This is a genomic window from Shewanella aquimarina, from assembly GCF_023349185.1.
GTDB lineage: Bacteria > Pseudomonadota > Gammaproteobacteria > Enterobacterales > Shewanellaceae > Shewanella > Shewanella aquimarina.
The window spans coordinates 501,319-522,182 of record NZ_JAKIKY010000001.1 but is presented as its reverse complement, the minus strand read 5'-3'; the positions used below and the strand labels follow the sequence as shown (position 1 = coordinate 522,182).

Genomic DNA, 20,864 nt, shown 5'->3' with positions numbered 1-20,864 from the left:
TTACAGTCAGCTGAGACCACATCAATATAACGGTGGGCTGACACCCAATGAGTCAGAGCGAAGATACTGGCTTGAATACAAAACCGTGGCCAATTTTAGTTGACCACTACAAATAGAAGGGATCAACGATTTTTTTAGAGTTGACAAGTTACCGTACCACCTTACTGGTTATACCTTAGAGGAATTTCAATCTTCGCTTTATGGAACTCCGACGATGGCCACAAGGATCGGCAGTTATCCCCAGATCATTAGGAAAGACAGCGAAGCTCTACACAAGACCGCCATTGAACCGGCACTAACCTTGCTTAAGGGAAAAGAGTTCCACCAAGCAAATACAGAGTTCTTGAATGCCCTGGAAGATTTCAGAAAGCAGGATTTCGGGGATTGCCTAACGAAATGCTGCAGCAGCTTCGAGAGCGTTATGAAAGTGCTGTGTATGCGAAAGTCAGTTGCATACAAGCAAACGGACACCGCATCTACACTGCTCAAGGCGCTGATGGGTGGATCGAACTTGGATTCATTCTGGGAGCAGCCACTCATCTTGATTGCAACACTGAGGAACCGCCTGAGTACATCACATGGCGGAGGAACACAGTCCAAGATAGTGTCTGAAAATATAGCAATGTACTCGATCAATGCCACTGCTGCGGCCATGTTGTTGCTAAATGATGAGTTCAAATGAACGTCGTACATAACAAAGCCATGCAAGGGACTAATTTTCCGCTACGCTCCAAATTTGCCCCTGATAGCCAGCGTTAGGTTGCTAAAGGTAACTGATGTTCTGGATCTTAGTTTTAGCCTTTTTGTTTTTTTATTGGTTTGTGATGTCCCAGGGATGGAGAAGGATCGAAGGAATTGCAGACATAATAAAAACCCATAAAATCAGCAAGCCGAAAAATACCAAATGGCGCTGGGCTGGTAGCGGTCTGTTAAGGGAAGAAAAATCAAGTGTATGGGATGGCTTTGGTCATTTCGCTGAAACACAGGAAGGTTTGTATTATTGGTCGTTGGGAAAACCATGTTTATTTTTTTGTTGGTCAGATCTCACAATCATTCAAACGAAAAGGAATTGGTCGATGAGAAAATACCATCATATAAAAATCAAAGGGTTTCCAAAGATAACGTGGTTAGTTCCCTGTAAAGCAATTAGATGTATCGGCAGTGCAACCTAACAAACTGGTTAAGAGGGATTCAGCACGCGTGGCATTTTGGATATGCGTCAGGTTTAGTGGTTAAGGTTGTATGCAGAAGGAATGGTATTGCATGGTTTACACCTTAATTCGGCGTTAAGCCTAGTCAACTAATATATCGTTTGGAGAAGAAGTAATGGATTCTGCACTGGAAAGAGGAAGGAAAGCTGTTAGAGAAGTTGACCCTCAGCTCGAAGAAATCCTAAGTGAGAGATATGATGGAATACTCCCTGAGTTTTCAGAGTCACTAATTGAAATGGCCTATGGCCGCATATATTCGAGACCTGGACTCGATGTAAAAACAAGATTTATTGCCACCATTGCAGCACTCACAGCGCAAGGCGCTCAGACTTTACCTCAGTTGAGAATAAACATCAGAAATGCTCTAAAGGTTGGTGTGACTCAAAGAGAAATTAGTGAGGTAATTTTTCAGATGGCATTGTATGGTGGCTTGCCATCTATGATAAATGCTTTAAATGCGGCTAAAGAAATCTTTGAAGAAGAGGCTGGAAAGGCTTAACAAGGACCAGCCACTGTGACCGGTGTTACCCATTTAAATATTAATCAGGGCCAAGTGGATTAGAATAAAAATCTAACATGGAAATGCCCAAGAATGTTTTTAAAGCTTGGCTGTGCAATAACGTTAAATCGAAGAGACTATAGATACTGGTGTAAACACATTTGTGACCTTCCGAGGCATGGCCAAAAATGTTCCCGACATTTTTGGCATTCCCTCTGTCCGTGGAGGTCAGATAACGAGGTAGAGCTCTCATGGATGTGCTCGAACAACATCCTTGTCTAACGGCCAGTTCGGCATCCATGCCTCTCGTTCGTATGCACGAAGCTAGGCTTCACTCACCGTGTCACAAATGTGTTTGCACATAAGCCTGCCGCAGGCAATTCAAAACCATGAAGGTCAACGCTACCATCAGCGAAGTAAAAACCTATGCCACTAAAGGTTACAAGCTAAAAAGCCAATACCTTTATTCGAAGACAAACATCGGTAAATTCAGGATAAAAAAAAGCGACCCTGATGAGGTCGCTTAAGTTCCAAATTCGGAATCTAAGGATAGTTGCGCTAGAAACTATCTAAAGGGAATGATGATGAACGGTCAACACACTGATGATTAATTAAGACCTGTCACTGGATTAACTAATCGATGCAAATTCTGTTCATATTATCAGAGCGCTTTTATCGGGATTAGTTCAGAAAAATTCTTAAATATTTTCATCTTTTTTAAAAAACCTTATTAAATCAACAAAAAGCTTCATGTTTAGCACCGGCTAAAGTAGTCTGTTGCCTGACTCACTACTCATCTTTCGTCATCAATAAGGATATTGCGCTGACATGAAGTTACTCCATCTGCTCACATCGCTGGCTATCTTCTTAGTCTTCTCTATGGCCAGTCAGGCGTCCACTCCGGTAGCGGTATCCGAACAAGCGGCGCCCGGTTCTCTGGCGCCAAATTCAACGTCGCCAGCGTCTAATTCAACGTCGCCAGTGCCTAAGGTAGAGATCCCCCGCACCGCTGTGTTCGAGCTGACCGATCCCGTGAGTAAGCGCGTCTATCCACTCTGGGTTAAGCTGCCGCGCTCTTATCAGTCTGACAGCGAAAGGCATTATCCGGTGATCTATGTGGCCGATGCCCCCTATGCCTTTCAGATTGTCTCGGGCATGACGCGTTTTCCCATGAATAGCGGCAAGATGCGTGAGGCGATCATCGTTGGGCTCTCTTATGCCAAGGGGGATAAGGGGCCCCAGAGTCGGGTGCGTGACTATACCCAGGTTGTGGACAGCGGCTGGAAGCTAGAAACCGGCGGTGCCAGCCAATATGCAGACTATCTTCAGACAGTGGTCTTGCCCTTTGTGGCGGGGCGGTACCGGGTTAACGACAATGAGCTAACCTTCGTCGGTAACTCCCTCGGCGGCTTGCTGGGAGCTTATCTGCTACTCGAGCGGCCTAATCTGTTTGACCACTATGTGCTGGGCAGTCCCTCTGTGTGGTTTAAGGGGGAGCAGATCTTATCCCTGACGGCGAAGGCGAGGGCGGCGGCTAAACAGGCGCAGAAGCGACGGGTGTTTCTGGCGGTCGGGGCATTGGAGACGCCAGCTAAGGCGGGCATGCTACACGACATGGTGGACGGCGCCGATAAACTCAGCAAGCATCTTAACAAACAGCTAGGAGATGCCCTGGAGCTGGAGGTGTTAACCATAGCGGGGGCGCGCCACGAAACCGCCTTTCCCACCACCGCGAGCCAAGGCCTCTATTGGCTCTTGGCGCGCGACGGGGAAGGCAATACCCAATAAGCGGTTTGAGGAGCTTGTCCTAAGCAGGCTTTCTTACGCAGGCCTTTCCTTACGAAGCTTGGCCTGAATAAGAGCTCTTAAGAAGCTTGCTCTGAATTCAGACGCTTGAGCCAGGCCCGAAATTCCTCATCCATGCTGGTGCCCCACTGCTTTACCAGTGCCTGATATCTGGGGTAATCGCCCTTGCGGGTAAAGCCCAGCATGGTGTCTATCTTGTCTTTGTGGTGTTCCATCATAAAGCGTACCGCCAGATAGCCCCAGCGATAGACGCGATCCGTGCCGCCGTTGTGCTCATAGCTGGTGTTAAATAGTTCACTCAATTCGAAGTGCTGCTTGGCGATGATGGCGGTGGCCGCCGGGTTATCGTCCCCTTGAGAGATATATTCCCCCAGTCCCTCGCTCCACCAGACCAAGTGCGGCAATAGCGGCGCGGGCTGGGGGCAATACTCGGGGGCGCTATGGGAGTCGTGTAGCGAGGCGCAAAAATCGCCGTAGAGGTTGAAGTGGCCGTCGAGATAATGCACATACTCGTGGGCCAGGTTCCAGATCTGTCCGCCGCGCTCATAGGCGACAAATTCAGCCTGATTGCCCGGCTGGTGGGGCAGCCCTTCTAAGAACATGCCACCGTTGTCGCTGGGCACGTCGAAGTGCGCCGTCACATAGCGGGTATAGTCATCGCGGCTGTGATAGACATTGGCGCGCATGCGTTGGTTGTTGTCATTGGCCACCGGCTTGCCCTGGGTGCCAAATAGCTGGTGGAACTTGGCTTCCTGCTTCTGCATCAGGGCGCAGGCCGTGGTTATCTGCTCCTGGGTGAGCGCCTGAGAGCGAATGGTGATCGTGGGGCTGCAGTCGTGATTCTGGCTTAAGATTTGTTGTAATGGTGCAACCGGCGAGGTTTCGCCTGCCTGCAGGGCGAAGCTGGTCAACAGGGGCAGAGCCGCCGCACCGAGACGCATGAGAGATGAATGGGACACAGAGGTTTCCTTATTGTTATTTTTGTATAAAATATCCCAATTGTTCCATCTTCAACCGCTGAAGTCAATTTCCAGGCCGCTAGATTAGGTGACAGTTAGTCGACTCGCTTTACCTGTGGTCACGACATGCCAGGCGGCAATGACATTCCAGGCTTGCGGGACTAAAATGGCGCTAGCCCTTCATTATAAAAAAGGATTCCTTGTGACAGAGCAGTGGGATAATCAACAAGACCATCATTCGTTTGCCAATGTCGATGCAATTCGGGTCACGCATTTAAGCCTGGCCCTTGAGGTCGATTTTGCGGCGCGGCAGCTTATCGGTAGCGCCCGACTCAACCTAGACTACCTTGAGCCGGCTTGCCGTATCCTCTACTTAGATACCCGTGACCTTAGCGTTAGCGGCGTGCAGGACGATGCCGGTAATGCCTTGGCCTATCGACTGGACGAGCAAGATGTGGTGCGAGGTCAGCGCCTGGCCATCGAGCTGACGGCGCCGAGCAAGCAGATCATAATCAAGTATCATACCTCGCCCTCGGCTCAGGGCTTACAGTGGCTGTCGCCGGAGCAGACCAGTGGTAAACAGCTGCCGTTTCTGTTCAGTCAGTCTCAGCCCATCAACGCCCGCAGCTGGATCCCGCTGCAAGATAGTCCCAAGGCCAGAATCACCTTCGATGCAAAAATTACCGTGCCGCAAGGGATGCGCGCCGTGATGAGCGCCATGAACCATGGTGACGCGCCATTAACCGGTGAATTTAGCTTCGAGATGGAAAAGCCGATTCCTACTCATCTGCTGGCCATTGCCGTGGGCGATCTACACTTTGGCACCATCGGCCCGCGCACCGGCGTATATGCCGAGCCTGAGGTGCTCGGCGCCGCGGTGAAGGAGTTTGAAGATACCGAGAAGATGGTTGAGATCGCCGAGTCTCTGCTGGGCCCCTACGCCTGGGATCGCTACGACATGCTGATCTTACCGCCGAGTTTTCCCTTTGGCGGCATGGAAAACCCCAGACTCGCCTTCATGACACCGACGCTGATTGCCGGCGATAAGAGCCTGGTCTCCACAGTCGCCCACGAGCTGGCGCACTCCTGGACGGGCAACCTGGTGAGCAACGCCACCTGGCGGGATCTTTGGCTAAACGAGGGCTTTACCACCTATTTCACCAACCGCATCGTCGAGGCCGTGTACGGCAAGGAGCTGGCCGAGCTGGAGGTGGTGCTGGAATATGGTCGCCTCAAGGAGGAGCTGGTCAGCATGCCGCTCGCGGCGCAGACTCTGCCGGCCAATGTGCAGGCGGGCGACCCCAACGATGCCTTTAACCGTTTCACCTATGACAAGGCCTCCATGTTTGTCCATGAGCTGGAGCGTCGTCTGGGGCGTGAAGCCTTCGACAGCTTCCTGTTCGAGTATGTGAATCACTTTGCCTTCCAGGCGATCACCACTGAAACCTTTGTCGAATACGCCAAGCAGACCCTGCTTAGCCAACATGGTGATAAGTTAACCGAGGCCGAGCTGCTCGAGTGGGTCTACGGTGAGGGGATGCCGGCCTGGTTCGTGGCGCCGACTTCTGACAGCCTAAAGAAGGTCGATATCCTGCGCGCTGCCTGGCTCGCCGGTGAGCCAATTAATCAGGACAATACTGCCGATTGGCGCGTGCATCACTGGCAATACTTCCTGAATAGCTTGCCCGAGGTGCTGGAACAAGAGGCATTGATCGACTTAGACAGCTGCTTCGATCTTAGCCGTAGCACCAATGCCGAGATCGCCTGTGACTGGTATCGTGTGGCCATACGTAATCATTACGATCCCGTGTTGCCCTTTGTCGAGGCTTATCTGATGAAGATTGGGCGGGGTAAGTTTGTGCGTCCCCTGTACAACGAGTTACTGGCAGCTGGCTATGTTGAGGAGTTGCGTAGCATCTATAGCAAGGCGAGGGCAGGGTATCACCCCTCTTTGTCGGTACAGTTAGACAAGCAACTGCTGGCTTAGGATAAAAAAATGGCAACCCAAGGGGTTGCCATAACTATCTATTTGGAGAGAGAAATCTGTGCGCTAGCGAAATTTCTAAGCTCCAGAGACCAATTGGGTCTCGAAGGGAGATGATGAACAAACAATGATGAAAAATCTGTTACATCTCTTCAGAGTCCCCATCTTCGGGTTAGTTCCCTGCACTGCAAAAAATAATCGAAAAAAGCAGATTTTCTGTGGTTCGCCGACTTGGCGGGCCCGAAAGTAAGTAAACAGGCAAAAAAATGGCAACCAAAGGTTGCCATGAATCAAATAAGTGTCGAGTCATAAACCCCATTGCGCTAGCGAGGTCGATGCTCTTGGGACCTAAAGGGTCACCAAAGGGAGATGATGATGAACAATGTAACTTGGGCCAGGTACGCTTACCGAATCATTCGTTAGCTAAATTACCCAACCCGCTAATCCGTTCACTTATTCAGAGTCCCCCGTAGCAGATAAGTTCAATAAAGCTTGTAAAAAATTCAAATTTTTTTGCCAACCGTCGCCAAAGGGGCAAATTTAACCTTTTAGTATAGATGCCGTTGGGGCATCTTGCCGTGTAAAACGTCATCAAACACATCGAGATGATGGGCAGTCTGGTGCTCTTTAGTTGAGCATAATCTATTGATCTAATTTGAATTTATAAAAAAAGGCAACCTAGGAGGTTGCCTGTCGATCCATCTAGATCTAGGGGGACTGCGCTAGAAGTCCCAGGGAGAATGATGAACATGAAAAAGCAAATCTTCGCGTTCAGTATTTGGAGTTTTCAAACGGTAAAAAGTTCAAAAAATAACCAAAAATGTTTGAAAATATTTCCAACATTCTCCTATCTGTTTGGATTATTTCACTAAAGCAGCAATTTTTTCTGTTAAAGATTCCGGCGTCGTGGTGGGCGCGAAGCGCTCTAGTACCCGTCCGTTAGCGTCTACAAGGAACTTGGTGAAGTTCCATTTGATCGACTCGCTGCCCAGTAGCCCCTTGGCTTCACGTTTAAGGTAACGATACAGGGGGGGCGTCTTGTCGCCGTTCACCTCTATCTTGGCAAAGAGTGGGAAATTGACGCCGAAGTTGAGTTCGCAGAACTGACTGATCTCGCTCTCGTCTCCCTGTTCCTGTTTGCCAAATTGGTTACAGGGGAAGCCGAGCACGGCGAATCGCTCCGGGCCAAACTCATCATACAGGGCTTGCAGCGCCTGGTACTGTGGAGTGAAGCCACACTTGCTGGCGGTGTTGACGATAAGCAGTACCTTACCTTTGAAATCCGCCATCGACTGCGTGCTGCCATCGATGCGGGTGAGCGAAAAATCGTATATCGACATAATAGGCTTCCTCCTGATGATGTTATTAGCCTAGCAATAAAATACATTGCGCGCAATTTAAATTGTCAGTTAAAGGCGAATGATGATGTTTAAGAGGTAAAAGCTAGAGGCTAGCAGCTAGAAGTTACGGCTGGCGGCTGGCGGCTGGCGGCTGGCGGCTGGAAGTTGAGGTTGGAGGTTGGAGATTGGAGGCAGAGCACAGTGACCTGACAGGAAAATGGATTGCGTATTAGAGGCGCTGGTGACCTTTGTATCCTACTCATTGAGCTTGTGGTGATCACGGTTATTTTATGCAATGGATTTGTTAATAAAGCCTTTGAAAACAGCCTGATGAAGCATATTTAATGGTGGGTAAAAATACAGTCTGATACCCTCTTGCCCGACTAAAAACCGCATTTTAAGGGGTGACGATGAAAACTAAACTCGCGCTACTGCTGTTAGCCAGCCTGAGCCTGACGGCTCAGGCCAGCAACTTGAACCTTGGCATCAACGACGATGTGATCTCAACGGATCTGCAGATGGAGCTTAACCCGTCGGCTAATTTGGTGATGGGGTATCTCTATTCCAACGATGAGGGGCATATGGTCTCTGCTGCGGCGCACATGACCCATGATGCCGGGGCACATCACTTCGAGGTTGGGCCTAAGTTTTCCCACTATTGGGCTGAAAATAGCAGTAACGGTAGTGTGGTGGCGATCGGCGGACGCTATTCGCTGGATCTGGGCTCAAACATCGCCCTCAAGACCTCGGCCTACTATGCGCCATCTGTGCTCAGTTTCGGTAGTGTCGATGGCCAGTATGAGTTAGATGGCAAGATCCAGTTTCAGGTCAATCCAAATCTTGGGTTGTTTGCCGGTTACCGCAATATACGCCTGCAGTATGACAATAGCCGCGATAACACCTTCGACAGTGGTTTCTATATCGGCGCCAGTGCCAACTTTTAGTAGCCCATAAGCTTGTTGGAGACATGGGTGAGCGCTGTCAGGCGTTCACCCCAGCATGGCTAACGCCAGATATCCTCGTCAAACTCGTCATCATGCTCATATCGCTTTGGCTGGTTGGCCTGATGACGACGTCGCTGCTTACCGCGCTTACTGCGTAGCTTATCCTGGGCATCGAACTCCCATGTGGGCGCCTGCTGTGATGCCATCTCAAATTCATCATAGTGTGACATGATCTCACCTGTCTCTCGTTACTGATCTTTACTGACCTATCTTGTGCTATCTAGGCCTAGCCGAAACCGCATGGTAAGAAGCTAATATGACGCCTGGGTGACAGGGATGAGACAAACAGGTGACAAGAGCGCCGCCCTATCGTGGCGCCAATTGGGATCTGTGGGAGGGGCTTAGCCCTGATGAACCAAGCTAAGCCTGACGAATGATTCTAGGCCTGACGAACAACTCTAGGCCTGACGAACAACTCTAGACCTGACGAACCATCTTGGCCACAAACATGCCGTCGCTATCTGCTTGGTAGGGCAGTACAGTCAGCATCTGTGTCGCCTCATGGGTGAAGGGGTGAGTCAGTGTCTGCAGGCTAAAGTCGGGACGCTTAGCCAGAAAGGCCTCGACGACCTCTTGGTTTTCGACCGGACTAATCGAGCAGGTGGCATAGATCAGGACGCCGCCGGGTCTTACCGCCTCACAGGCGCGGCTTAATATATCCAGCTGCAGGCTTGCCTTGTCTGTGATGGCGCTGGCGTCATCGAGCCAGCGCATATCCGGGTTGCGTCGCCAAGTGCCGGTGCAGCTGCAGGGGGCATCCACCAGCACGCCATCGAAGGCCTGCGCGGGTACAGGTAGGGCATCTGATTGCCAGGGCTGGGTGCTGATCTGACTAAAACCGGCGCGTTTGGCGCGTTTAGCCAGCTCTTCGAGGGGCTTGCGGCGAATGTCTGAGGCGACCACGCTGCCGCTGGCCTGCTTATCTTGCCGCAGCATGAGTGATCGAAGCTGCAGACTCTTGCCACCGGCACCGCTGCAGGCGTCCCACCATGACTCATCGGCCTTGGGCGCGCAGATGTTGCCGATCACCTGAGAGCCGAGATCCTGGATCTCCAGCTTGCCTTCGCCGTAAAGGGTGACGGCGTTGAGGTTGATGCTCTTGTGCCCCAGGTTGATGGCATCAGCGAAATAGTCGCTGCCGCTGGTGTGGATCTCTTGCTTTGCCAGCTTGGCCTGCGCCTTGGCCAGAGAAATGCCTTGCAGTCGTCCCCAGATAGGTGGGCGAGTGCTTAGGCTCTCCACTAGGTGTTTCTGCTTGTCGCTGTCTTGGTCGAAATGGGCCCAGAACCAGTCGGGGGCCAGCGCCGTCAGGGGGAAGCCCTGGCCGGGGAAGGCGGCCTCTAGCATGGCCTGTTTGATCTTAAGAGCATCAGAGTCTGAGTCTGCATGAGCAATTATTGCTGGCTCACCTAAACAGGCAAACCCGCGCCAGGCCGAGACGATATCCTGCCAGGGATGAGACTCCAGGGAGGCGGTCAAGGCTAACTGAGCGAACCACTGCTGGGTAATCGCCTGTTGGCTGGCGTTTTTCTGGGGGATTAACCTTAGCCAGCCATGCCAGCGAAACAGGCCAAAGAGACTCTCACGGATCACCCGTCTGTCTTTGGAGCCATGCTTCTTATGGGCGCGGAAATAGTCGGCTAAGATGCGATCGCCCGGTAGCTTGCTTTGCAGCGTCTGGCAAAATAGCTGGTGAATGGTCAGGCTGTAACTCAGGGCGCGTTTCTCGGCGCCGCTCTGGGCGTTTAACGCCTGATGAAGCTGCTCGCTGCTGATGCTGGCGACCGCCAGAGGAGCCTTGCTAGAGGTGGTTGCCGAAGTTGTGGAGTCGCCCATGAGTGTACGCCTAAGCTGAGATCTGTTTCTGAGGGCGCAAGTGTACCAGATGTCGGCATATTTGCTACCGCCGAGGCACGCGAAACGACCCATGAAACCTTGGTTTTAGTCGTCACTCTCGCCTCATTCACACCTGCAGGTTATACCAATCACAGTAAGTATGTGATCAGAAATAGCGCAGGAAAAACGCTTGAGAACAAAGCAGGATTTTTAGATAAGTCGTTATTCTACAATTAAAAATGCTAATACAGTTATCGAGCGTTTTAGCAAGCTAGAATGATCAATTATTTATTACGATTGGTATTAAGTTCGCCAGATGTCGAAAATGTACAATAGCGCCACCTCATGTCCTGGCTATGCTGATGCTGACTCGTTTAACGGAGGAAGCAAGATGAGTATAAACATAGATTACGCCAAGGTGGCACCAGAGGCTCTGGCTATCTTAATCAGCCAGGAAAACTATCTAAAGCAAGTATTTAGTCAGCAAGATAAGTTGGGGCTGGCGGAACTTGAACTGGTAAAGCTGCACATATCCCAGGTGAATCAGTGCGCCTTTTGTATCAATATGCACACCAAGGCGGCACTGGAGCTAGGGGTAAGCCTGGACAAGATCGCCGGCCTCAGTGCTTGGCGCGGCCTGCCTTATTACACAGAGGCGGAGCGTGAGGCGCTCAGTTGGGCCGGGCAGTTTTTCTTGCCGCAGATCCGCTCTGAGGCAGTTGAACGGGCGCGGCGCTATTTTGGTGACAAGGCCCTGGTTGACCTGACCCTAGGGATCAACGCCATCAATAGTTGGAACCGCCTGTGTAAGGCGTTCAAACCCAGCCTGGCCTAGTCGCCTGGTGCCAGCCATGCGGTACTGGTCAAGCCGTACTAATTACACGGCGCTAATGACCTTGCACTAATTAGATGGCACGAATTGCATTGTATTAGCCACGGCGCACCAATCACGGCGCAAGATAAAAGGGGGGGAAGTGAGTCGCAAGTGAGATTGCCATCTATTTGGCATTAGGTGTCCAGGCTCACTTTCTTACTTCATCATTTTCTTCACTTCATTACTTTCTCACTTCATCACTTCCGCACTTTCCTACTTTGTCCTTGTCCCAGAGCTTGAGGTCTTGGTGTTTTAGATAAAAGTTATTGCTGCAACTATTTGTCAGCGTTTCAACATCGGCCAAATGTTGGGGTTGTAACCATTTTCTGTTAACGAATAATTTCAAAAAATATTTTGTTAACAATTTCGCGCAAGTCACCCTTAAAAATATTATATTTTAACAATGGCTTATGTGTATTCTTTCTCTCTCATCTTTTCTTTAAAAAAACTGTGATTAGCCACTCAAAATTAGTAATTGGGTTGATAGTTATATCTCTAACTATTACCATTGTTATTAATTGAACGTTCAATTAACTATTTTTTAGACAGGGAGAAGTGGGTTTTATGGCACGTCCTCAGATGAAATCGGTAAGGCAACAGCAACTCATCGATGCCACCTTAGTCTCTGTCGAGCGACACGGTTTACACCACACCACGATCAACACCATCAGCGGCCTGGCGGGTATGTCATCGGGCATTATCAGCCACTATTTCGGGGGGAAGCAGGGGCTGATCGAGGCGACGCTAAAGTATCTATTGGATGAGCTGAAGCAGGCGCTGCTGGCAAGGACCTTAGGCAAGACACTGACCCCCATGGAACGCCTGTTTATGATCGTTGAGGCCAACTTTACCGAGCTGCAACGATCGAGCGCCGCCACCAAGACCTGGCTGAGCTTCTGGTCACAGGCTATGCACGAACCAGGACTCGCCAGACTGCAATGCATCAACCATCAACGCCTCTATGCCAATCTTAAATATTCTTTTCGTCCCTTACTCGGCGCTGCGGCCGCCTGTGATGCGGCTAAACAGACGGCGGCGATGATCGATGGTTTTTGGCTACGCAGTGCGCTTAGCGCCTCACCAGAGAAAGATTTTGAGCAAGCTCAACAGTTATGTAAGTCCTTCATTGAGACTCGAGTGATGCAGTACGGAGAAAATGAATGTCACTAGTTGTATACCAAAATTACGTTCACGGTCGTTACCTGAGTAACGCAAGCGGTGAAACCTTCGATGTGGTCAATCCCGCGACGGGCGAGGTGGACTACCGCGTCGAAGTGGCCGACGACAAGATTAAACAGGCTGCCATCGACAGCGCCAAGGCGGGATTTGCCCTCTGGTCATCGATGACGCCCATGGAGCGCAGTCGTATTCTGCTCAAGGCGGTCGCCTTGCTGCGCGAACACAACGATGCCCTAGCGGCGATCGAAGTACAAGACACGGGTAAGCCTTGGCAGGAAGCCTCTGTGGTCGATGTGGTGACTGGGGCGGATGCCATCGAATTCTTTGCCGGGCTGGCGCCTAGCATAGAGGGTAACCAGCAGAGTGTGGGAGACGATTTCTATTACACCCGCCGTGAACCTCTGGGGATCTGTGCCGGTATCGGTGCCTGGAATTATCCGCTGCAAATCGCCTGCTGGAAATCGGCGCCGGCGCTAGCCTGTGGTAACGTGATGTTATTTAAGCCTTCCGAGGAGACGCCGCGCGGCGCCATGAAGCTGGCGGAGATCTTTACCGAGGCGGGCGTACCCAATGGTGTGTTTAACGTGATCCAGGGCGATGGACGAGTCGGTGCCTGGCTAACCCACCATGAGGAGATCGCTAAGGTCTCCTTTACCGGTGAGGTAGGCACAGGCACTAAGGTGATGGCCGCGGCGGCCAGCACCCTGAAAGAGGTGACCATGGAGCTGGGCGGCAAATCGCCACTGATCATCTTTGACGATGCCGATCTCGACAATGCCGTGTCGGCCGCCATGCTGGCCAACTTCTACACTCAGGGTGAGATTTGTACCAACGGTACCCGCGTCTTCGTGCACAAGGACATCTACCCGCGCTTTATCGAGAAGTTACTCGAGCGTACTCAAAACAATATTATTTGTGGCGATCCCATGGATGAGGCGACCAACTTCGGCGCACTGATCTCTAAAGACCATCAACGCAAGGTGCTCGACTATATTGCCCTCGGTCAATCGGAAGGGGCGACCCTGCTAACCGGTGGTAAGGCCTTAAGCCCACAGAGTGCGCCTAACGGCTACTTTGTCGCCCCCACCATCTTCACCGATTGCCAAGACGAGATGACAATCGTGAGAGAAGAGATCTTTGGCCCAGTGATGTCTGTGCTCACCTTCGACGATGAGCAAGAGGTGATTGCGCGCGCCAACGATACCCGTCTCGGCCTCGCCGCCGGGGTGTTTACCCAAGACATTACCCGTGCCCACAGGGTGACTCATCAGTTGCAGGCGGGGATCTGCTGGATAAATGCCTATGGCGCCTCGCCGTCAGAAATGCCGGTCGGCGGCTACAAGATGTCGGGCATTGGCCGCGAAAACGGCACAGAGACATTAAAGGCCTACACCCAGATCAAGGCCGTGTATGTTGGCATGACGCCCCTTGAAAGCCCATTTTAAGGAGCGCCTATGACAGATACGACACCAAAATACGATTACATCATAGTCGGCGCCGGTAGCGCTGGCTGTGTGCTGGCCAACCGCCTGTCGCAAGATCCCAACAACAGGGTGCTGCTGCTGGAAACCGGCGGTAGCGACAAGAGCATCTTCATCCAGATGCCAACCGCACTGTCTATCCCGATGAATACCAAGAAGTATGCCTGGCAGTTTGAGACCGAGGCGGAACCTTACCTAGATAACCGCCGCATGCATTGTCCGCGCGGCAAGGTGCTCGGCGGCTCCTCGTCGATCAATGGCATGGTTTATGTCAGAGGCCATGCGCGCGACTTCGATGAGTGGCAGCAGGCGGGTGCCAAAGGCTGGGATTATGCCCATTGTCTGCCCTATTTTAAGAAGGCCGAAACCTGGGCCTTCGGCGGCGATGCCTATCGCGGCGACACCGGCCCGCTTGGGGTTAACAACGGCAACCAGATGAAGAACCCCCTGTATCAGGCATTTGTCGATGCGGGTGTCGATGCGGGCTATTTGTCGACCCAAGATTACAACGGCGCCCAGCAAGAGGGCTTTGGCCCCATGCACATGACGGTCAAAAACGGGGTGCGTTGGTCGACGGCCAACGCCTACCTGAGACCGGCGATGAAGCGCAGTAACCTGACGGTGATCACCCATGCGCTAGTGCATAAGGTATTGCTCGAAGGGAAGCGCGCCACAGGTGTGCGTTTCGAGCGTAAGGGCAAAGTACAACAGGTGCTGGCGGCCAAAGAGGTGGTGTTATCGGCAGGCTCTATCGGCTCGCCGCATCTGTTGCAGCTGTCGGGCATAGGGGCGGCCGATGTGCTCGCCTCGGCGGGTGTCGAGCTGGCTCACGAGCTACCGGGCGTCGGTCAGAACCTGCAGGATCATCTGGAGTTTTACTTCCAGTTTAAGTGCCTTAAGCCTATCTCCCTCAACGGCAAACTCGACCCGTTAAACAAGCTGTTTATCGGTACCCGTTGGATACTGAACAAGTCTGGCCTGGGGGCGACCAACCATTTCGAGTCCTGCGGCTTTATTCGCTCCAAGGCGGGACTGGAATGGCCGGATCTGCAGTATCACTTCCTGCCGGCGGCCATGCGCTACGACGGTAGGGAAGCCTTTGCCGGACACGGTTTTCAGGTGCATATCGGCCATAACAAGCCTAAGAGTCGCGGCGCGGTCACCCTGGCGAGTGCGGACCCTAAGGTGGCGCCAAAGATACAGTTTAATTACCTGTCGCACCCGGAGGATATCGAGGGCTTTAGAGCCTGCGTGCGCCTGACCCGGGAGATCATCAATCAACCTGCGCTAGATGAGTATCGCGGCGAAGAGATCCAGCCGGGGATCGGCGTACAGAGTGACGAGGCTATCGATAAGTTTGTCCGCAGTGCGGTAGAGAGCGCCTATCACCCCTCGTGTTCCTGCAAGATGGGCGAAGATGAGATGGCAGTGGTCGATAGCGAGACCAAGGTGCGTGGCATCGACGGGCTAAGGGTGGTGGACTCCTCCATCTTCCCGACGATCCCCAACGGCAACCTTAACGCGCCGACCATCATGGTGGCCGAGCGTGCCGCCGACCTTATCTTGGGTAAAGGCGTGCTGTCACCCAGTGATGCCGAGGTCGTGATTGCACCCGACTGGCAAGAGGCGCAGCGCCAGCAGGCGCCGAAGAGGGCGGCTATCTGAGCAAAGCAGCTGACTAAAGTGTCTGGATAGATTCAACCGGGCCTAAGGCCAGCCTAAGCCGACAGCGTCTCTCGGGGCAAATCGGCTAAATGGCCTAATCCGTCAAAAACCGTTTATCAGGGTTTAAATATCGTTAAAGCGATATTTAAGGCTTGAGGGCTTCTTGCAGCCTTAAAACAGGGTGGCTGACACAAGACAAACTAAATAAAAACGAGTTAACACCATGTTTAATTTGAATTTTAATGTGAGGGAACAATGATGACCGCTTGGTTAACCACAGGGATCTTATTTACGTTCGCGGCGATAGCCTTCGTGCTGTATCGCTGGGGCAATGTGAAGTGTATCGGCGTGACGCCGGTGCGTACTTTTACCTTTATCGCCATTCTGTTTACCTCGGGGCTGGATGTGGGACTGATCATGTTTCCGCTGACCGAGTTTGCGGGCTATGCCGATCTGAGCACCAGCCCAGAGTATGGCTTTAGTAACCCGCTGGCCATCGAGTTTGGTTTCTGGGCCTTCTTGATTTGGGCGTTCTACTTCCTGACCTGTTTCTACTTCTGTGTGATTGAACCTAGGGTGAAGTTTTTCGAGATCCCGCTGGTGAAGTTTATCAATAACCTGGTGATCATCGGCACCTGTGCCTTTACCGCCTATCTGCTATTGACCAACTTGCCCTGGTATCTGCCGGAGATCGGCGACGGTGAATCTGTGGTCGGCACCTTCTATCTGATCGTCTTCGTGGTGATTGCCGCGGCAGTCTATTCCAGCACCAGCATTCGCTATGTGCGCACCCTGAGCCTGGCCAGCACCTGGCTGTTTATCGGCTTGATCGCCCTGATGTGGGCCGGTGCCTTCCTCAGCCCCGAGTCGGGCGTGGGCGAGTTTGTGACCACCTTTGCCTTGTTGGGTGACTACTTCGGCAACCTGCATCACTTCGTCCTGCCGTTAAACGACTATCATGAATTTTACCTCTTCTGGTGGTTTGCCTGGAGCATCATGATAGGCCAGTTTACCTCGCGTTTCGTCGGTGGCATGAAGACCTATCAGGTGTTGATCGCCATGATGGTATTCCCCTCAATCCCCATCGCCATCTGGTTTAGCGTGCTCTATTACTACAGCGTCAACGAGATCGCCACCGCGGGCTTCTATAACATCGCTATGGTCACCGTAGGCATCACCTTCGTGGTGAACTCGTTAGATTCCTTGACCCGTCTTTATACCGACAACCTTAACCTCACGGTGCAGCGTTTCGGCAAGACCAAGTATGTGGTGGGCAATATTGTGCTGATGTCGGCGCTCACCCTGCTGTTTAGCCTCGACTTCTTACAGATCCAGTGGGTTGGCGCGCTGGCGATAGCCCTGATCTTGGCCTGTTTCGGTTACATAGTGGCGACCAAGTACCAGAAGGTGGCGGCGATTGAACGCTCGCCAAAAGAAAACCAGATCGATTTCAACAAAATCGAATTGGCAAACTAATCTCAAATGCTAAGTGTGAAAATTAAAGTCATAAAAAAAAAGGGAAGATAATGAAACAATCTATCAAGCAATTGGCGCTTTGTGGTCTACTCCTGTTACCCGCTAGTGCGATGGCAGGCCTGAGTTCGACCGTCAATCTGACCTCAGATTACACCTTTAATGGTGTGAGCCAGACAGACAATAGCCCGGCGCTGCAGGCAAGTTTAGATTATGGTGTCGATTCTGGTTGGTATGTGGGAACCTGGGCGTCAAATGTCGATTTCGGTGCGGGCGATGATACCTGGCTGGAGTGGGATTTTTACGCGGGTAAGTATATGGCCCTTACCGAGCGCGTGTCATTGGACGCGGGTATCGCCTATTACACCTACCACGGCGATTCCTTTTCAGATGACTATCAGTACCCGGAAGCCTACGCCAAGTTTGGTTACGCGTCGTCTGTGGGTCAGAGTGAGCTGAACTTCTGGTATTCCTGGGACTACTTTGGCGTCGATGCGGGCCACTACATCATGATGGCGGCGCATACCTTTACCCTGGCCGAAGGCCATGACATTCGCATCAGCTTCGATCGCTCGACCTCACAAGATGAAGACAAATGGTCGTGGAACGGTGACGATGCCTATAACCATTACCGCGTCGAGTACATGACCAGCTGGAAGGGGTTCGACTTTAACCTTGCCGCTGAAGACACAAGCATGGATACTGACAACAGCGATACCCGCGCTGTGCTATCTGTGTCACGTACCTTTGCTTTTTAAACGTGATACCGACAATGGCGACGTGATATAGCCTTAGGTTATAGACAGATGTCATTAGTGCAAAAGCAGAGCAAGCGATAAGTTTGTTCTGCTTTTTTTCTATTTGAAGCATGAGTCTAGATAACATTTCTGGTATGGTGCGGCTGAAACGAGAGGAGATTATGGAAAAGTACGAACAACTACTGATTTCGCTGCGCCGTGTGATCCGCGCCATCGACATACATTCTCGCCAGCTGAATAAGCAGTCTGGCCTAACGGGCCCTCAGTTAATGGTGATGCAGACCATTGCCGCCTACGACCGTCCGCTGGCCAAGGAGATCGCTCAGGAAGTGGCCCTCAGCCCCGCCACGGTTGCCACCATTATCGACCGTCTCGAGGCGCGTGATCTGGTGGTGAGAACCCGTAGCGAGTCAGACAAACGCAAGTGGCACCTGTCCCTTAGCGAGGCCGGCATAGATATTCTCAAGGCCGCGCCTAAGCCGTTACAGGATCACTTTATCAAGCGTTATCAAAACCTTGAAGACTGGGAGCAGAGCCAGTTGCTCTCTGCCGTCGAACGTATCGCCTCCATGATGGATGCCCAGGAGCTGGATGCGGCCCCTGTACTCCTGGTGGGACAGATCCAGGCGGAAGAATAGCCGTGACGGGCGCAGTATTGCCTGACCTTGCTGTCGCCCGACATGAGGCGGCGGAGCTTAGGGTCGATAACTGCGCCTTAGTGCTGGAAGGTGGCGGCCTGCGGGCCATATACACCGCAGGTGTGCTCGATGCCCTGCTACAGGCGGGGATCTATTTTCAGTATCTGGTGGGCGTCTCTGCCGGCGCCATCTATCCCGCCTCCTACCTCTCGCGTCAGCTGGGGCGTAACCTCACCATTCAGCAAAATTTCCTCGCCGACAAGCGCTACATGGGGCTCAAACATCTGCTGCGCACCGGCAACTATGTCAACACCGACTTTACCTATCGGCGCATGGCCCATGAGCTGGTGCCCTATGATTTCGAGGCCTTTAGTCACAGTGAGGCCGAGTTTAAGGTGGGGGCGTTTAACTGCCTGACCGGCGAGACCGACTTCTTCGGCATGGCGGATTTTGCCGATCACGACACCTTCTTAGAGGTGCTCATCGCCTCCAGTAGTCTGCCCTTCATCTCTAAACCGACCTGGCTTGGAGACACACCCTATCTCGATGGTGGCATAGGCGTGCCCATTCCCCTGGCTCAGGCCCGTGCAGATGGCTTTAAGCGCCAGCTGGTGATCCTCACCCAGGAGAGTGACTATCGCAAATCCGCCTTTAAGGCTAAATGGCTGGCCAGGCGCCTCTATCGTCGCTATCCCAAGGTGGCCAATGCCCTTATCGTGCGCCACAACACTTATAACCGGGCGCTGGATGACCTGGTGAAGGCAGAATCCGAGGGCAGCGCTCTGGTGCTGCAACCCGCCACGCCACTCGGCTTGTCGCGCCTGGAGCGGAATGTCAGCAAGGTCGAGGCCGTCTATCGCCGCGGCCTTGAGGAGGGCAAGGCCTTTATCCCGCAGCTGCTGGCGTTTATCGCTAAGGGCTAATAACTCACACCTAAGGTTTTAGGTTTAACACCTAAGGCTTCAGGTTTAACACCTAGCGTTTCACGTCTAATACTCAGTCGCTATTCCCCAATGCGTGCTGGCTAGACTCTCATACCTATCACTCTGTCTCGATGCGCCTTGTCTGCTAAGCCGCTATTCCTTGATCACTGCGTGCGCTACGTTCCAAGTGCTATGTTCCAAGCGCTATTTTCTAAGCGCTATTTTCTAAGTGCTATTTTCTAAGCGCTATAGTAATTCGCTGGTGCCCTAATGCTTTAGCCGCAGAGGGGCAGGTTTTGGTTGATCTTTGTCCAGTTTCCAAGCACCTTTAGAGGCTGTTTTGTCGAAGTCTCAATTGAATCATGATGTTAAAGGAGTTCCCATGGATAAGGCCAAGTATGAAAAAGGGTTAGGCGTCAGGCGCGAGGTGATGGGCGATGAGTTTGTCGACAGGGCGCTGTCATCGGCCAGCGACTTTACCCAGCCACTCCAGGAGCTGGTGACCCGCAACGCCTGGGGCGAGGTGTGGGCCAGAGAGGGACTCGACAGGCGCACCCGCAGCTTGATCACTATCGCCACTCTGGCTGCCTTCAAGGCATCTACTGAACTCAAGGGCCATGTGCGCGGCGCCTTGCGTAATGGCTGCACTGTCGAGGAGATCCAGGAGGTGTTATTGCATGCCACAGTGTATTGCGGCATGCCTGCCGGGGTCGAGGCGTTTAGGGCGGCGAATGAGGTGATTTCGGAGTGGCAGGAAGGGGAGTCATAAGGGGACTTTTACCCTTTGGTTTCTGTTGTAGCGATTACCGGGATTGGCATTGGAAGGGGTGTTGAAGGTCGCACCTTCACTGTAACTTATCGCCTGCCCGGCGGGGGCTGTGTAAGCACTCTTTTGGCACGCCGAGGTTCCGTCCCTGGAGGCTTCACGGCGGCGTCCATGCCGCCGAGAGCCAAAAGTGTGCTTACACTGAGTATCTAACATCTCTTCGATTGAGCCTCATCTGTTTTTTGCTGATACAAGTTATTAGTTTTAAGGAAAAAATGCATTTAAATGTGACCTATTATGTTGAATGCCAGCTAGAAGATAGATTAAAGTATCACCAATTAAGGACAGAGCTAGGCCAATTCGAATCAAACATCGATTACGCCATTCAGGGAATGAAAAAGCCAACCACATGCGCCAATCTCCTCCTTTAGTAGATTACTCTGACCCTACTTATTACATGCTTGGTCT

General features: G+C 52.1%; 19 protein-coding genes. 15 read left to right on the top strand and 4 right to left on the bottom strand.

Annotated elements, in window-relative coordinates; genetic code table 11:
* Positions 1-214: 214 nt before the first annotated feature.
* The 4 genes from L2731_RS02120 to L2731_RS02105 all read left to right on the top strand — a co-directional run bounded on the left by L2731_RS02120 (position 215) and on the right by L2731_RS02105 (position 3,498).
* Positions 215-682 carry an abortive infection family protein gene (locus L2731_RS02120; RefSeq protein WP_249251628.1) on the top strand — a complete coding sequence of 156 codons (468 nt, stop codon included), beginning with the start codon at positions 215-217 and terminating at the stop codon, positions 680-682.
* 94 nt (positions 683-776) lie between these two features.
* On the top strand, positions 777-1,172 hold the full coding sequence (locus tag L2731_RS02115) for a hypothetical protein (protein WP_220080913.1): 396 nt from the start codon (positions 777-779) through the stop codon (positions 1,170-1,172).
* A gap of 154 nt (positions 1,173-1,326) precedes the next feature.
* Positions 1,327-1,710: a carboxymuconolactone decarboxylase family protein gene (locus tag L2731_RS02110; protein WP_220078820.1), complete on the top strand. Its 384-nt coding sequence runs from the start codon at positions 1,327-1,329 to the stop codon at positions 1,708-1,710.
* Between the two features lie 828 nt (positions 1,711-2,538).
* Positions 2,539-3,498: an alpha/beta hydrolase gene (locus L2731_RS02105; RefSeq protein ID WP_249251627.1), complete on the top strand. Its 960-nt coding sequence runs from the start codon at positions 2,539-2,541 to the stop codon at positions 3,496-3,498.
* A 77-nt stretch (positions 3,499-3,575) separates the two neighbouring features.
* Here L2731_RS02105 and L2731_RS02100 read toward each other — a convergent pair whose 3' ends face one another.
* On the bottom strand, positions 3,576-4,457 hold the full coding sequence (locus L2731_RS02100) for a collagenase (RefSeq protein ID WP_249251643.1): 882 nt from the start codon (positions 4,455-4,457) through the stop codon (positions 3,576-3,578).
* Positions 4,458-4,641: 184 nt separating this feature from the next.
* On the opposite strand from L2731_RS02100, the gene L2731_RS02095 reads away from it, so the two are divergent.
* A complete protein-coding gene (locus tag L2731_RS02095) occupies positions 4,642-6,462 on the top strand; it encodes a M1 family metallopeptidase (protein WP_249251625.1) in 1,821 nt (606 codons plus the stop codon).
* 857 nt (positions 6,463-7,319) lie between these two features.
* On the opposite strand, the gene L2731_RS02090 is transcribed toward L2731_RS02095, so the two are convergent.
* The gene (locus tag L2731_RS02090; RefSeq protein ID WP_249251624.1) at positions 7,320-7,799 is read right to left on the bottom strand and encodes a glutathione peroxidase; all 480 of its coding nucleotides are present in this window, start codon (positions 7,797-7,799) and stop codon (positions 7,320-7,322) included.
* A 410-nt stretch (positions 7,800-8,209) separates the two neighbouring features.
* On the opposite strand from L2731_RS02090, the gene L2731_RS02085 reads away from it, so the two are divergent.
* Positions 8,210-8,743 (top strand): YfaZ family outer membrane protein, encoded by a 534-nt coding sequence (locus tag L2731_RS02085; protein ID WP_239886313.1) that lies wholly within the window; start codon positions 8,210-8,212, stop codon positions 8,741-8,743.
* Between the two features lie 59 nt (positions 8,744-8,802).
* Here the strand turns inward: L2731_RS02085 and L2731_RS02080 are convergent, their stop codons facing one another.
* Both L2731_RS02080 and L2731_RS02075 read right to left on the bottom strand, forming a co-directional pair.
* On the bottom strand, positions 8,803-8,973 hold the full coding sequence (locus L2731_RS02080; protein ID WP_160290139.1) for a hypothetical protein: 171 nt from the start codon (positions 8,971-8,973) through the stop codon (positions 8,803-8,805).
* A 247-nt stretch (positions 8,974-9,220) separates the two neighbouring features.
* Complete coding sequence (locus L2731_RS02075; RefSeq protein WP_249251623.1) at positions 9,221-10,639, bottom strand: RsmB/NOP family class I SAM-dependent RNA methyltransferase; 1,419 nt, start codon at positions 10,637-10,639, stop codon at positions 9,221-9,223.
* A 391-nt stretch (positions 10,640-11,030) separates the two neighbouring features.
* Between L2731_RS02075 and L2731_RS02070 the strand changes: the two genes are divergently transcribed.
* The 9 genes from L2731_RS02070 to pcaC all read left to right on the top strand — a co-directional run bounded on the left by L2731_RS02070 (position 11,031) and on the right by pcaC (position 20,399).
* Positions 11,031-11,474: a carboxymuconolactone decarboxylase family protein gene (locus L2731_RS02070; protein WP_249251622.1), complete on the top strand. Its 444-nt coding sequence runs from the start codon at positions 11,031-11,033 to the stop codon at positions 11,472-11,474.
* Between the two features lie 603 nt (positions 11,475-12,077).
* Entirely contained in the window at positions 12,078-12,683 is a 606-nt protein-coding gene (gene betI, locus L2731_RS02065) for a transcriptional regulator BetI (protein WP_249251621.1), read from the top strand.
* Complete coding sequence (gene betB / locus L2731_RS02060) at positions 12,674-14,137, top strand: betaine-aldehyde dehydrogenase (RefSeq protein WP_249251620.1); 1,464 nt, start codon at positions 12,674-12,676, stop codon at positions 14,135-14,137. Before betI ends, betB begins: the two co-directional genes overlap by 10 nt.
* A 9-nt stretch (positions 14,138-14,146) precedes the next feature.
* Entirely contained in the window at positions 14,147-15,838 is a 1,692-nt protein-coding gene (gene betA / locus L2731_RS02055) for a choline dehydrogenase (protein ID WP_249251619.1), read from the top strand.
* Positions 15,839-16,096: 258 nt separating this feature from the next.
* The gene (locus L2731_RS02050) at positions 16,097-17,314 is read left to right on the top strand and encodes a BCCT family transporter (protein WP_239851696.1); all 1,218 of its coding nucleotides are present in this window, start codon (positions 16,097-16,099) and stop codon (positions 17,312-17,314) included.
* Between the two features lie 50 nt (positions 17,315-17,364).
* Entirely contained in the window at positions 17,365-18,069 is a 705-nt protein-coding gene (locus tag L2731_RS02045) for a TorF family putative porin (protein WP_249251618.1), read from the top strand.
* A gap of 161 nt (positions 18,070-18,230) precedes the next feature.
* Positions 18,231-18,707, top strand: coding sequence for a MarR family winged helix-turn-helix transcriptional regulator (locus L2731_RS02040; protein ID WP_041509527.1), 477 nt, complete (start codon positions 18,231-18,233; stop codon positions 18,705-18,707).
* Between the two features lie 17 nt (positions 18,708-18,724).
* The gene (locus tag L2731_RS02035; protein WP_283165006.1) at positions 18,725-19,630 is read left to right on the top strand and encodes a patatin-like phospholipase family protein; all 906 of its coding nucleotides are present in this window, start codon (positions 18,725-18,727) and stop codon (positions 19,628-19,630) included.
* Between the two features lie 382 nt (positions 19,631-20,012).
* Positions 20,013-20,399 carry a 4-carboxymuconolactone decarboxylase gene (gene pcaC / locus L2731_RS02030; protein WP_249251615.1) on the top strand — a complete coding sequence of 129 codons (387 nt, stop codon included), beginning with the start codon at positions 20,013-20,015 and terminating at the stop codon, positions 20,397-20,399.
* The last annotated feature ends 465 nt before the right edge of the window (positions 20,400-20,864 follow it).